The sequence below is a fragment of the Chitinophaga dinghuensis genome, from assembly GCF_003259435.1.
GTDB lineage: Bacteria > Bacteroidota > Bacteroidia > Chitinophagales > Chitinophagaceae > Chitinophaga > Chitinophaga dinghuensis.
The window spans coordinates 698,804-713,142 of the sequence record NZ_QLMA01000004.1 but is presented as its reverse complement, the minus strand read 5'-3'; the positions used below and the strand labels follow the sequence as shown (position 1 = coordinate 713,142).

Sequence of the window (14,339 nt, the reverse complement as noted above, 5' to 3'; positions counted from 1 at the left end):
GAAATAAAACAATCATGCTGACGATTAAAAATCTGCACGCAGAAGTAGAAGGGAAAAAAATTCTGAAAGGCATTAACCTGGAAATCAATAAAGGTGAAATGCATGCTATCATGGGACCAAACGGTTCTGGTAAAAGCTCTCTGGCATCTGTGCTGGCGGGTCGTGATAACTATACAGTTACCGAAGGCGAAGTTTGGTTCAATGGCAAAAATCTGCTGGATATGTCTCCTGAAGATCGCGCCCGTGAAGGTGTATTCCTGGCTTTTCAGTACCCGGTAGAAATTCCAGGCGTTTCCAACATCAACTTCCTGAAAACTGCAGTAAACGAGGTTAGAAATTATAAAGGTCTCCCTCCGATGGAAGCGAAGGAATTCCTGAAACTGACCAAGGAAAAACAACAGCTGGTAGATTTTAACACCAACCTGATGAACCGTTCCCTCAACGAAGGTTTCTCCGGTGGTGAAAAGAAACGCAATGAAATATTTCAGCTGGCAATGCTGAATCCTTCACTCGCTATCCTGGATGAAACTGACTCCGGACTCGATATCGATGCGCTCCGTATCGTTTCCAACGGTGTAAACAAACTGCGCGACGAGGAGAAATCCTTCGTAGTGATTACCCACTACCAGCGCCTGCTCGAATATATCGTTCCTGATTTCGTACACGTACTGTACAACGGCCGTATCATTAAAACCGGAACCAAAGAACTGGCCCTGGAGCTGGAAGAAAAAGGTTACGACTGGCTGAAGGAAACAGAACACGAGAAAGAATCAGTATAATCAAATTACGGAAACCATATTTCGTAATTTATTAAAAAGCGTTAGCAACAATTATGACAAGTGATATCATGATACCTTTTTACCAGGCTTTAACGGAAGACGTAAATGCCTTGTCGGCCCCGCAGGATAGCCTGCAGGATACACGCCGCGAAGCACTGGAACGTTTTGCCGCAGCAGGTCTCCCTACCCTGAAAACGGAAGCATGGCGTTTCACCAATATCCAGCGGTTCCTGAAAGAGTATCCATATGAGTTTTTAAATACACCCGCTACCACTACCGCCAATGTTGCTGATGAAGCAGCCATTGCAGGCCTGGAAGGCTACCGTATTGTTCTTGTAAATGGTCATCTGCAAGCCGACCTTTCCACCCTGCCGGAAGGAAAAGGTATTCGCATCGGCGCTATGAGCGCCAGCACAGATGCTCCAGGCTTTGGCAAATGGTTCAACCAACAGAAACACCTGTCCGCCGAATCTATGGCTAACCTCAACACTGCCCTCTTCGCGGACGGTCTGTTCATCGAACTGCAGGCAAATGTTGTGATAGACAAACCGATTCACCTGGTACATGTGTATACATCCGACCGTCACGCCTTTGTACAACCACGTCACCTGTGGATTCTGCACAAAAGCGCATCGGCTACTATCATCGAGAGCACCGTGCATCCTAAACAGGAAGCCGTGGCTTTTGCCAACAGCGTAACCGAAGTGGTTGTATTGGAAAATGCAGAACTCTGGCACTATAACGTGCAACAGGGCGCTGATAACTTCCGCCAGGTAAACACGACCGCCGCTCAGCAAGGAGCCGACAGTCGCTACCACCATTTCAATTTCACCCTGCCCAACACGCCGCTCACCCGTAACAACCTGAGCGTAATCCTGAAAGGCAGCAACACAGAAACAAACCTGAAAGGCCTGTACCTCGCTACCGGCTCACAGCATGTAGATAACCACACCTTTATGGATCACCTGGTGCCTAACTGCAACAGCAATGAACACTATAAAGGCGTACTCCTGGACACTGCCAATGCAGTCTTCACCGGAAGAATACATGTTCACCAGGATGCACAGAAAACAAATGCGTTCCAGCAAAATAACAATATGCTGCTGGGCGATAAAGCAAATATCAATTCCCAGCCACAGCTGGAAATCTATGCCGACGATGTGAAATGCAGCCACGGCTTTACCGCTGGCCAGTTCGACGAAGATGCGATGTTCTACCTCCGCGCTCGCGGTATCGGTCAGGAAGCCGCTAAAGCCCTGCTGGTAAATGCATTCTCCCACGATGTTACCGACGAAATCGCGGTACCTGCCCTGCAGGATTACATCCAGGGACAAATCGAGGCTATCATGAACAATTAAGACGATACAACATGGAACATATTGCTAACATAGGAACCACCGCACTGGATGTTGCTGCTGTCAGGAAAGATTTCCCTATCCTGCAACAACAAGTGCACGGCAAAACGCTGGTATACCTCGATAATGGCGCAACCACGCAAAAGCCAAAAGTGGTAATAGATACAATAGAACGTTACTACGAAACATATAATAGCAATGTGCACCGTGGTGTACATCATCTGAGCCAGGTGGCCACCGATGCCTATGAGAAAGCCCGCCAAACCGTTGCTGGCTATATCAACGCACCAAACGCCAACCAGGTCATCTTCACCAAAGGTACCACCGATGGTATCAATCTCGTTGCCAATGCGATGAGCCGCCGCTTCCTGAAAAAAGGAGACAGCGTAATCATCTCCGCCATGGAACACCATTCCAATATCGTTCCCTGGCAAATGGCTTGTGAAGATTCCGGCGCTACCCTGAAAGTAATCCCTATCAACGATAAAGGAGAACTGCTGATGGATGCGTACGAGGCCATGCTCGATGATACCGTTAAAATTGTAGCCGTTACTTATGTTTCCAATACCATGGGGACCATCAACCCCGTGGAAGATATCATCACGCTGGCGCATGCACGAAATATTCCGGTACTGATAGATGCCGCTCAGGCCATTCAGCACCTGACTATTGACGTGCAGGCCCTGCAACCGGATTTCCTCGTATTCTCCGGCCATAAAATCTATGCCCCTACCGGCATCGGCGTACTCTATGGTACCTCCGAATGGCTCAATAAACTGCCCCCTTACCAGGGCGGTGGAGATATGATCAAAACCGTTACCTTCGAAAAAACAATCTACAATGAGCTACCCTATAAATTCGAAGCCGGTACCCCGAATATCGCGGGCGCTATCGGATTGGGAGCAGCCATTGAATACCTGCAGCAAACCGGCATTCCGGCTATCCAGCAATGGGAAGAGGAATTAACCGCCTACGCCGTGGATCAGCTGCGCCAGATAGACGGCCTCCGTTTTATTGGCGATGCTGCCCACAGAAGCGGCGCTATCTCCTTCCTGGTACATAATATCCACCCATTCGATATGGGCGAACTGCTGGACCAGCAAGGCATTGCCGTGAGAACCGGACACCATTGCACCGAACCGCTCATGGACCGCTTCCAGATTCCTGGTACCGTTAGGGCATCCCTGACTTTCTATAATACCATGGAAGAAATTGATAAACTGGTTGCCGGTGTGAAACGTGCCAGCAAAATGCTGCTGTAAAATGGGCATTATGACGATCAAAGAAAAACAAGACGAGGTAATTGACGATTTTTCCTTCATGGGAAACTGGGAAGATAAATATGAATATATCATCCAGCTGGGAAAAGATCTGCCCCTCATACCGGAACAATTCAAAACAGACGATAATCTGATCAAAGGCTGCCAGTCACGCGTTTGGCTGCATACAGAACTCAAAGACGGTAAACTGATATTTACCGCCGACTCTGATGCAGTGATCACCAAAGGACTCGTTAGTCTCATGATCTCCGTTCTTTCCGGACATACGCCGAAAGAAATCGCGGACGCAGAAATATTTTTTATCGATGCTATCGGATTGAGCAGTCATCTCTCCCCAACCCGTTCCAACGGTCTGCTGAGTATGCTCAAACAAATGAAACTTTATTCCGTAGCCTACCAGGCGAAAATCAATCAGCAATGAGTGAATCAACATTAAGGGATCAGATAGAAGCACAACTCCGTACCATTTACGACCCGGAAATTCCGGTAAATATCTGGGAACTCGGACTGGTATATGCCGTTAAAATCAAGGACGATAACAGCGTTGGGATTGATATGACCCTTACCGCTCCCGGCTGCCCCGTAGCCGGAGATATCATCCGCGAGGTAGAAGAAAAAGTGAGAAACGTGGAAAGCGTTACCGATGTTCACGTCCACCTTACCTTCGATCCACCCTGGACAAAAGAAATGATGAGCGAAGAAGCCAAGCTGGAACTGGGTTTCCTCTGATCTTCGCCGCTCTTTGAATAAACTTTTTAGCCAAATATCACTTGACTTTTAAAAAGACATTGATATTTGGCTTTTTTATTTTTCGATTTTCTTTAATTTGTGACCGATTTTGCTTCCAGCAGGCATTATATGTATAACATAATTTCTTAATCTTTAAAACCGCTACCCGCGGCAACAATCAGAGAAGACAAACTAAACTGAACACCTATTTAGACCTTATGCCATATACAGAGGAAGCGACACAACCAATAATCGAAAGACTGAAAAGAAGGTACTTCCAGCATGCGAATGAAACCACCATCGTGTCGATCCAACTGTTCCTGACCGGCAGACAAGCCACAGCTCCCTCACTGCTCACCACAGACGAATTAGCAATGGCAGGCGCCCTTATCCCTCTGCTTCAGTTACCAGATCAATGGAATGACAACGACCGGCTGGTGCTACAGTTACTATCCGAACCACAAGTGTGGGAGAAAAACGAGCATGATTTCCTGAAGCATATGGTCCCTATGCTAGATATGCCAGGCAGCTCCTCCTCTATTGTACAGCGATTCAGCAATTTTACTCAATTCCTGCAGCAACAGGGCTACTCCCCTGAGAAAATCGGCTCCATGCTGATCCTTTATTCCAATTATGGCGATAACATGGACCTCATGCCGCTGAAATTTTCGCCCTTGCGAAAATTCCTGCAGGACCTGCTCAGATCAACGGATCAACTAACTATCCAGCCATACCTGCAAAGATGGTATCAGCACAACTGGAACTCCCTGTTCTTTCGACTCCTTAGCCGGAGCCATCCCGACCATGAAATGAATTACCTGGAAGCCAAACTCCTGCAACAACTTCCGGGATATCTTCACAGTGAACTAGCCAATACATTATTACAGCACAACTACAGTAAATATGAACCGTTGCTGCTGCAAATCGCTACTGCCGCCGCCAATGCAGGTTCGGTGGCCGTACGCCTGGGCGTTCATCTCGCCCTGACCAATTTCCAGCCTGAAACCTATCAGGCGAATTTGCTGCCCTTATTCCGCCAGTACCTGGAAGATTTCACTTCCCAACCGCCGGCTGAAGAAGGAACAGCCACTACATTGCTCCATGCAGCAGACCGTCGCAGCTATCCTTTAAGCGTCATCGCACTGCATGGGCTCCTCCAACAGGACCCTGCCGCCGGTACCGCTTACGTGGAAACATTCATCCGTGATAAACGCATGATCCAGGAAGAATGCTTCGATTTGCTCGGACAACAGCCGCAGCAACAGATACTACCCATCCTGTTGAATGCACTGGAAAACGGCTATGATATTAAATTGCTGCTTCCCGTGCTGGATCAATATGATCCTGCCGCGTTTGCAGATCAGCTCTGGCCTTATACCCTGCATAAACTGAAATCGGTACGTATGGCTGTAGCCACACTACTGGCACGCGATCCGCAAGCTTACAACAAAGCCGCTGAGCTGCTGCAACATAAAAAAGCAGAACAGCGCCTGGCAGCCACCCTCATACTTTGCAGTATCAACACGCCCGCAGCCCGCACCCTCATTCAGGAAGCCCTCCACAATGAGATCAACGACGACGCCCGCGATATGATGCTGGAAACACTCGGTAATACCATTCAGTATACCGCCGATATGGAAACGGTCCACTACCTGATCGCTTCCGCTGCCAGCAGACATAAACTGTCGCGCCCACTGGAGAAATGGCTGGACGACCAATCCCTCCCACTCCTTTGGACCACCGACGGCACTCAACTGCCCCTCGAAGCCACCCGCTTCCTTCTGTACCGTATGTCCAGGATTAAAGAGATGGGCGCCGACGTAGAGGCGAGACCGTTACTTCGCCTGCTCGACAAAACACGTAACGATGAATTCGCCGTAGCCCTGTTCAACCTTTATGAACAGCACGAAGGCGATACCAGACTGAAATACCTCCTGGCCACTGCTGCACTCACTGGTCATAAACAACTGGCAACAGCATTGCAGGATAATATCGCAGACTGGATCAAACATCGTCGCCCACGTCAGGCAGAACATGGCCTGGCCGCACTCGCCCTCCAGGCAGGCAGCAAATCACTTCAAATAGTAGAATACTACGCCAATAAATACGTCACCAGAAAAGTAGCGCTGGGTACAGCCGCCAGAACGGCCCTCACCCGCGCTGCCGAAGAACTGGGACTCACACTGCATGAACTGGGAGATAAAGCCGTTCCTGACCTGGATTTCGATGGCAGATACAAGCCATTCGATATGAAAGGCGATACCTGGAAAGGCTTTGTAGACCTGAATTTCCGCATCGCTTACCTGAACCGCAAAAACAGACGCCCGAAAACGCCGCCTGTAGCCGCCGCTCCGGAGACCAAACGTTTCTTCAAATCACTGCAGAAACAATTGCCGGATATGGCCATAGCACAAACGAAGCGATTGGAACAGTTCCTCGTCAATCAGCGCAGCTGGACAGCCACCCAATGGCTGGAACTGTTCCTGCAAAATCCCCTGATGTTTGTTTTTGCCAACAGACTGATCTGGGCAGTATATGATGAAGCAGGTCAATTGACAACTACTTTCAGATGTACTGAAGAATCCCGTCTGCACAGTGTTTCAGGAACAGAAATTCAATTGCCGGAATATGCTACTGTAAGACTCCTCCATCCTTTGCAGCTGGATGAAACCAGTCTGCAACAGTGGAGACAGCATCTCACCGTAAACAATGTTATTCCTGCTTTCAATCAGCTCGACAGAAACACCGCGCTCCTGACGCCAGCACAGCACTTCCAGACACAAATCAACGACTTCGAAGATATTGTGATGGAACAGGAAGCCCTCATCCTGCATCTCCAGGATAAAGGCTGGACGCCAGCTATCAATGAAGAAGGCAAACTGTACGCCTTCACCAAAACCGACGATATACAACAGGTAACCGCGACGGTAGACGTCCTCAGCATCTACCACGAAACCGGTATCCAGTGCAAACTGGGTAACCTGTACTTCACTGAAATATTACAGGAGTCAGCATCCCTCAGCAGCCCCCAACCGGTGGCTGCTGACCGCCTGCTCCCCTTCCTGAAAGTGGCGCCTATCTTCTGGGCAGAAGCCATCGCAGATATTGCCAGCGCACGCATGAATACCACACTCGTGTAAAAGTCCCGCTTGCATCCGGAGATTATTTGTAATTTTTAACTTTGGAAATTACTTATAACCTCCATTTATCATGCATACCATCAAGCAAAAGCTGGCTGCGCTAACCGCACTACTCTGCGCGGCTACACAGCTCTACGCAGTGAACATCATTCCGCGACCTTCAGAAATTAAAACGACAGGCGCCAACTTTTCATTAACAGACCAAACCGCCATCATTGCCGGCAAAAGTGCCACAGAAGCGGGTTTCCTCCAACAAACATTAGCGGCCGAATATGGATTACACCTCAGCGCCGCCAGCAAAGCCGCATCTAACTACATACGCCTCGACCTGCAGCCCCAACTATCTCCAGATCTGGGACAAGAAGGTTATACCCTACATGCAGACAATAACGGCGTAATCATTACTGCTGCCACCAATGCCGGCGTATTCTACGGCATCCAGTCATTAAGACAAATTATCAGCACTAACGGCAACGCTTACACGATTTTAGGAATAGATATCAAAGACAAGCCCCGCTTCGGCTGGCGTGCCTTTATGCTGGATGAAGCCCGTCACTTCAAAGGTGTGGCAACTGTAAAACAATTGCTCGATGAGATGGCACTCCTGAAAATGAATACTTTCCACTGGCATCTGACAGACGATCAGGGCTGGAGAATTGAAATAAAAAAATATCCCCTGCTGACGAAAATCGGCAGCCACCGCGATTCTTCACAGACTGCCTTCGGTAGCAAGGTATACCGACTGGTGCCTCACGGCGGCTACTATACGCAGGATCAGATAAAAGATATTATTCAATACGCAACGGAAAGGCATATCAACATAGTACCAGAAATTGAAATGCCTGGCCATGCCAGTGCGGCCATTGCGGCCTATCCCTGGCTGGGCACCCGCCACGAACAAATTGCAGTGCCTGCACAGTTTGGCGTACATTATAATGTTTTCAATGTAACCGATCCCAAAGTAATCGGATTCTTACAGGATGTACTCCAGGAAGTTATGGCACTATTTCCATCAAAAGTGATTCATATAGGCGGAGATGAAGTGAAGTATGACCAGTGGAAAGCCGATTCCACTGTCGTGAAATACATGCGGGAACATCATTTAAGCTCTCCGGCCGATTTACAAATCTCCTTCACCAATAGTATTTCCAACTATCTTGCCGCCAATAACCGCAGAATGATGGGCTGGAATGAAATCATGGGGGTAAAACTGCATGAGTACAATGATGCCAACGATATCGCAGGCACAGAGAAACTCGCGCCACAAACCATTGTTCATTTCTGGAAAGGCGAGCTTTCCCTCATCAGAGATGCGGTTTCCAAAGGCTACGATGTGGTAAACTCTTATCACAGCTATACTTACCTGGACTATGATTTCAAACTGGACAAAGCTTATGGATTCGATCCTATTCCAGCAGGACTCGAACCTCAGTACCATTCAAAAATTCTCGGCTTCGGTTGTCAAATGTGGGGAGAATTTATTCCCGATGCACAAAGCATGAATGTACGTGTATATCCGCGACTAGCTGCCTACGCAGAAGTTGGCTGGACTATGCCCGCCAATAAAAACTTCAGCGAGTTCCAACAAGCATTAGGCTTCTTCTATTCCCGCTGGAAAAATGCAGGTATTAACTACGGGCAATAAAAATAGTATAGCACCCAAAATGTGCATACATCTAAAACATGCTTTTCATCGTTCCTGCCCGCTGGGTAGGGACGATGAAAACTCAAGCGTAAATGAATGATGTCTGTGACGCTATTCATTTGCGTTTTATACACTAGCATTTGCATATTATGTTCTAGGTTATCAAAACGATCATCAAAATATCATTTTAATAATATATAAATTATTGTTTATCAATAACATTTGATTAACTTTTGAACAGATTTCCGGAAGGAAAAGCTTGCTAATTTTACAACGAAATAAATTCTTTGAACCCTAAATTTCGTAGTATGTCAAATGACCAGATGCAAGTAATCTTAGCTGCCTTAAAGGGAATGGACTCCAAGTTTGAGGAAAGATTCCATCGAATGGATGAAAGATTTGAACGTATAGATGAACGATTTGAGCGCATAGATCAAAGATTTGAACGCATGGAGAAGGAAATGAAAGGGATGAATGAAAGCTCTAAAATCCAATTTGCCTTCCTGGAAGATAGTATTAAGCAGTTGGATCTTAAAGTTGAAAAACGATTTAATGGTATGCAGATGGAAATTCAGTTGATGAATGACAAGTTCGAAAAACGATTTGATGGAGTAGACTACAGCATAGCAGGAATGAAAACGATCATGCTCGACATGGGCAAAGATTGGGAAACCTGGAAATGCTAGTATGCCGTATAGACGCCACCACTATCTTCATGCAAAAAGAGAGGACATTTCAAGTATCTTGAAACGTCCTCTCTTTTTTGAATTACCACTTTTTAGTCAGTCTTATCCTGTACTTAAACGATTTAGCACACACTGAAAAGAAACTCCTGCATTAAGGAGTATAAGTAACATTACTTCCGTAAAGTACCTGTGATACAGCAGAGAAATAAGAAGCTTTATTCGTACTTGTCAGATTATACCAGAGATAAACCCCATAGCCGTTGTTTTTAGTAGAATTAGCCAGGGAAACGGCGGTAGACTGACTTGTACTGGAAATATCCACTGCAGCTGGCGCCAGCTGGCTTTTTGCAAGACCGGCTACATTTGGAACAGAGTAAGAGCCGTAAATAGCATTCCAGCTATAATCTACAAAATCGCCTGCTTTTTGTCCTCCATAAGATAAGCGGGAGGCCGCAGGGCCATAGTAATAGAAAGAAATAATTTTTCCTGTAGGCAACAGCGAACGTAATTCGCTCAACAAGAATACAAAAGAGCTGTCGTTCGGTTGCGGCGTACCATTCGTACCATAATCCGCATATTCATCATCGAAGTCAATTCCATCCAGTCCGTAATAGGATACTGTGTCTGCTAATTGCTTGGCGAAATCATGTGCCGCAGTGCGACTCGTAAAATTCGTGAAACCCGCGCCCTGGTGATTTCCCAGAATAGACAACAGCACTTTCATGCCTTTGTTTTGCAAGGGAACGATCTGGGTACTTTTGTTTACCAATACACTTGTAACCTGTGGATTGTTGGACAGGTAAGCTTTCTGAGTAGTAGTGTTGTAATTGATATTGGCCGCGAATATAATCGCAATATCAAAGAGTTGCTGTCCACCGGTAGTGAGCGTGTATTTACCGGTATTCAACAAACTGTTGCTGTTAACCTCCACATAGCAAACGGACTTTCCGCCAGCTTTGGTCACAGTTTCTGTATGGGCTTTGGTAGTTTGATCTGTCCGGGGTGCAACATCCTTCTTACAGGAGAGCATACCCAGCATTACAATGATAATAGCAGGCAGCACAACGCGGTGCAGTGCGTGGAATTGGGTCGTCATTTTTAGATTTTTGATGGTTAATAAAAAGGAAATCAGGATCGGATCATGGGATACGACTAATGGGTCTAACTGTGTGCTAAATTATCTCGACCAGAAAATGTGGAATTCGAATTCTTATCATGAATATAGGAAAAAATCAATAAAACAACTAAAACGATTAAGCTCAAGTCCACAAAGGATTTGGGAATAGTTTAGCAAGCCATAGTTTTGTCTGCCTTAGCATTCCATAAAACATTTGCTAAACTACGGCAGTCCATAAACGAAAACCGCCTCACACAGGTGAGGCGGAAATATGTAATGAGATATGTTTAGGGAGACTACTTTTCCAATGTACCGAACAACCCATTCTTATAATCGGCAAAGGCCTGTTCTATTTCCTCCTGGGTATTCATCACGAAATTATCTTTTGCTGCAACAGGCTCGTTCAGCGGTTCAGCGCTGAGATACAGGATACGCGTGGTTTCTGTAGCTTGCAGCAAAACTTCCGTATGCGGATCTTCTTTATCAAATACGACTAAATGATAACCATCAACAGAGGTGCCATTTACGAGGAGATTGCCATCAATCACATAGAGCAATGTCCAGTAGCCAGGTTTTGCATGCAACCTGAATTCTTTTTCTGCATGTATGGTTCCCCAGATAGCGGTGATAGGGGTAAAATTCTTCAGTGGACCCGTTTGGCCACCATACTCCCCTCCTATCAGGGTCAGATGTACTCCCCCTTCATTGACTACTACCGGCATGGTACTACCTGGTACATACTGATAATACGGCGCATCAAACTTATTTGCCGCAGGTACATTGAACCATAGCTGTAAAAGTTCGTAGATGCCTCCCTTTTCCAGGAATTCTTCTGAAGGCCCTTCACTATGCAGAATACCTTTTCCGGCAAACATCCATTGTACATCACCAGCAGTAACGGTCATTGCATTACCGGCATTATCGCGGTGGAACCCCTGTCCCTGTAGCATAAATGTAACAGGAGCAAAGCCTCTGTGCGGATGTGGATGCAGCCTGTCTTCCGGAGAATCGGCAGGAAAAAATTTCGGCATCATGTGATGCACTACAATAAACGGATTTGCAAAGCGAAACTGCATAGTAGGCAACGATTGGCGCACTACTTCTGTATCGGTGATCTGTTTTTCTCTTCCTTCCAGTACATGCAGAATTTTCTTTTCCATGTTATTGTTTTTGTGCGTCAGATAATAATTTCAGACTGGCCTTTTCCACGGAACTGCGGAACATCTTTAATATTAATACCTCGTATCTCTCCAGACGAACTACATCTCCTTCCCGCGGAATATTACCATGTACATAGTTTATTAAACCCGACAACGTCTCATAATGTTCGCTCTCCGGTAATGGATACGGCAGATGTTCGTTAATATCAGACAGATTTTCGTGGGCATTTACGATATACGTAATATCATCTTTCTTCTCTACAATCGGCGCTTCATGGTCGTGCTCATCCTGAATATCGCCTACCAGCTCTTCCAGGATATCTTCCATCGTTACTATACCTTCGGTATCGCCGAACTCATTAGTCACTACGGCCATCTGTATACGTTGCAGCTGGAAAGTACGGAGCAGATCCTTAATCTTCATACTATCCGGTACATAATACACCGGTTTGAGGATCTGACTGATATCAGTTACTTTCTTCTCATGCACTCCTTTTACAAGATCTTTGGTATAGATCACGCCTTTCAGTTCATCCAGGGTATTATCATATACCGGATATCTGGAATAACCATCGGTAATCACCTGGTTTACCAACTGATCAAATGGCAATGAGATATCCAGGGCAGAAAGATTTTTTCGATGGGTGAAAATTTCTTTCACGCGACTATCATCAAACTCAAATACATTCTGGATAAGCTCTCTTTCCGTTTCTTCAATAGCGCCACCTTCCTGACTTTCAGAGATAATCAGCTTGAGCTCTTCTTCAGAGTGGATTTCCGATTCTCCGGCAGGCTGCAGTCCGAAAAGACGCAGAATACTGTTGGCCAGACCATTCAGGAGCCAGATGAAAGGGCGGAAAATAATGAAGATGAATCGTAATGGCATGGCTACTGCCAGCGTTGTAGGCAGCGGTTTACGTATAGCCATGGATTTGGGCGCCAGCTCTCCAAATACGATATGTAATACGGTGATAATAAAAAACGCTACTGGAATAGCTACCGCATGCGCCGCACTCTCGGTAATGTGCAGCCCGATAGCATCCATAAAATTCAATACCAGTGTTGTTACCACGGATTCTCCGACCCAACCCAGCCCCAGGGAAGCCAGGGTAATACCCAGCTGTGTTGCTGCCAGGTAACCATCGAGGTTGCTCAGAACATGCTTTGCCGCTTTGGTGGCTCTTTTGGAAGCGCCCTCGCTGGCATTTATCTGTGAAGACCTAACTTTTACAATAGCAAATTCGGCCGCTACGAAAAATCCATTCAGTAAAACAAGAATTATAGTTCCAAGAACTTGTAGAAACATTATGTGGGAAAATTGGTTCGCAACCCCAAATATAGGCTAAAGAATTCTTATACGTTAAGGTATTTTTACCAGGTCCTTTCCCACTCCCCAAAACTATCTTCCGGAATTTTTTTCAATTAGTCTACTATTTTCATAGAGTTTGTGTATTTTGTGAAGAAATTGACAGGATATATACATGGAGAAAGTCATACCATCAGCCGCCCCTACCACTGCTAAAACAACCCCTGTTCCGCCACAGGAAACAGTTTTGCCTGCCAAAGGCTCCCCATCGGGAAAGCGTCTGCTCTGGTGGACGGCTGCGGTGCTCTTCCTTGGAATTACCCTGACCTTCATCTGGTGGCATACGCCCAACTTCCAACAGTATGTAGAAGATATCCCCGCCACTTTTTATTATTTTCTCATTGCAGGATTTATATTTGCCATGATAGACGGCGCCATTGGCATGTCTTATGGCATCACTTCCACTACTTTCTCACTGTCCATGGGTATTCCGCCGGCTTCCGCCAGTACGGCTGTCCATATTTCTGAAATCCTCAGTAACGGGATCGCAGGCTGGATGCACTTCAAGATGGGGAATATCAATAAGAAACTCTTTAAAATGCTCATCATTCCGGGTATTACCGGGGCCGTGATTGGCGCGTACCTCTTGTCTTCCCTGGAACATTATGCTACCTATACGAAACCTGTTGTTTCGCTGTACACCCTGATTCTGGGTAGTATCATCCTGAAAAGAGCGATTGAGGTGCGCAATAAAAAAGCGCATCAACATAAAAAAATTAAGAAAATCGGTATCCTTGGCTTCTTTGGAGGCTTTATTGACGCCATTGGCGGTGGCGGATGGGGTTCTATTGTACTCTCTTCGCTGATTGCCGGCGGCAGGCATCCCCGCTTTTCCCTGGGAACCGTTAAACTTTGCCGCTTCTTTATTGCTATGCTGAGCTCTCTGACCTTCGTAACAGTGCTTTCTCATGTGCACTGGGATGCGGTGATGGGGCTGGTTATTGGCAGCGCGCTGGCCTCTCCTATCGCAGCCAGAGTTTCCAATAAAATCTCCGCTAAAACAATTATGATCGCCGTTGCCGTGATTGTAATATTGGCAAGTATAAAAAGTATTTACGGATTCGCAGTGAAAGTGCTGTAAA

General features: G+C 46.4%; 12 protein-coding genes. 9 read left to right on the top strand and 3 right to left on the bottom strand.

Annotated features, from left to right (window positions below):
- Window positions 1-14 precede the first annotated feature (14 nt).
- From sufC to CLV59_RS15085, 8 genes are all read left to right on the top strand, one after another.
- The gene (gene sufC / locus CLV59_RS15120) at window positions 15-779 is read left to right on the top strand and encodes a Fe-S cluster assembly ATPase SufC (RefSeq protein ID WP_111592868.1); all 765 of its coding nucleotides are present in this window, start codon (window positions 15-17) and stop codon (window positions 777-779) included.
- A 53-nt stretch (window positions 780-832) separates the two neighbouring features.
- Window positions 833-2,137, top strand: coding sequence for a Fe-S cluster assembly protein SufD (gene sufD, locus CLV59_RS15115; RefSeq protein WP_111592867.1), 1,305 nt, complete (start codon window positions 833-835; stop codon window positions 2,135-2,137).
- Between the two features lie 11 nt (window positions 2,138-2,148).
- On the top strand, window positions 2,149-3,396 hold the full coding sequence (locus CLV59_RS15110) for an aminotransferase class V-fold PLP-dependent enzyme (protein WP_111592866.1): 1,248 nt from the start codon (window positions 2,149-2,151) through the stop codon (window positions 3,394-3,396).
- Between the two features lie 10 nt (window positions 3,397-3,406).
- A complete protein-coding gene (locus CLV59_RS15105; protein WP_111592934.1) occupies window positions 3,407-3,835 on the top strand; it encodes a SufE family protein in 429 nt (142 codons plus the stop codon).
- Window positions 3,832-4,143 (top strand): DUF59 domain-containing protein, encoded by a 312-nt coding sequence (locus tag CLV59_RS15100; RefSeq protein ID WP_111592865.1) that lies wholly within the window; start codon window positions 3,832-3,834, stop codon window positions 4,141-4,143. The genes CLV59_RS15105 and CLV59_RS15100 overlap by 4 nt, the downstream gene beginning before the upstream one ends.
- Before the next feature lie 218 nt (window positions 4,144-4,361).
- Window positions 4,362-7,283 carry a DUF4132 domain-containing protein gene (locus CLV59_RS15095; protein WP_111592864.1) on the top strand — a complete coding sequence of 974 codons (2,922 nt, stop codon included), beginning with the start codon at window positions 4,362-4,364 and terminating at the stop codon, window positions 7,281-7,283.
- Between the two features lie 70 nt (window positions 7,284-7,353).
- On the top strand, window positions 7,354-8,928 hold the full coding sequence (locus CLV59_RS15090; RefSeq protein WP_111592863.1) for a beta-N-acetylhexosaminidase: 1,575 nt from the start codon (window positions 7,354-7,356) through the stop codon (window positions 8,926-8,928).
- Window positions 8,929-9,251: 323 nt separating this feature from the next.
- Window positions 9,252-9,614: a hypothetical protein gene (locus tag CLV59_RS15085; RefSeq protein WP_146616204.1), complete on the top strand. Its 363-nt coding sequence runs from the start codon at window positions 9,252-9,254 to the stop codon at window positions 9,612-9,614.
- Between the two features lie 151 nt (window positions 9,615-9,765).
- On the opposite strand, the gene CLV59_RS15080 is transcribed toward CLV59_RS15085, so the two are convergent.
- From CLV59_RS15080 to CLV59_RS15070, 3 genes are all read right to left on the bottom strand, one after another.
- Window positions 9,766-10,710, bottom strand: coding sequence for an endo-beta-N-acetylglucosaminidase H (locus tag CLV59_RS15080; RefSeq protein ID WP_211323870.1), 945 nt, complete (start codon window positions 10,708-10,710; stop codon window positions 9,766-9,768).
- Between the two features lie 317 nt (window positions 10,711-11,027).
- Window positions 11,028-11,891 carry a pirin family protein gene (locus CLV59_RS15075; protein ID WP_111592861.1) on the bottom strand — a complete coding sequence of 288 codons (864 nt, stop codon included), beginning with the start codon at window positions 11,889-11,891 and terminating at the stop codon, window positions 11,028-11,030.
- Window position 11,892: 1 nt separating this feature from the next.
- A complete protein-coding gene (locus tag CLV59_RS15070) occupies window positions 11,893-13,197 on the bottom strand; it encodes a hemolysin family protein (RefSeq protein ID WP_111592860.1) in 1,305 nt (434 codons plus the stop codon).
- 175 nt (window positions 13,198-13,372) lie between these two features.
- Here CLV59_RS15070 and CLV59_RS15065 point away from each other — a divergent pair, with 175 nt between their 5' ends.
- Window positions 13,373-14,338, top strand: a complete 966-nt coding sequence (locus tag CLV59_RS15065; protein ID WP_111592859.1) for a sulfite exporter TauE/SafE family protein — start codon at window positions 13,373-13,375, stop codon at window positions 14,336-14,338.
- Window position 14,339: the final 1 nt, after the last annotated feature.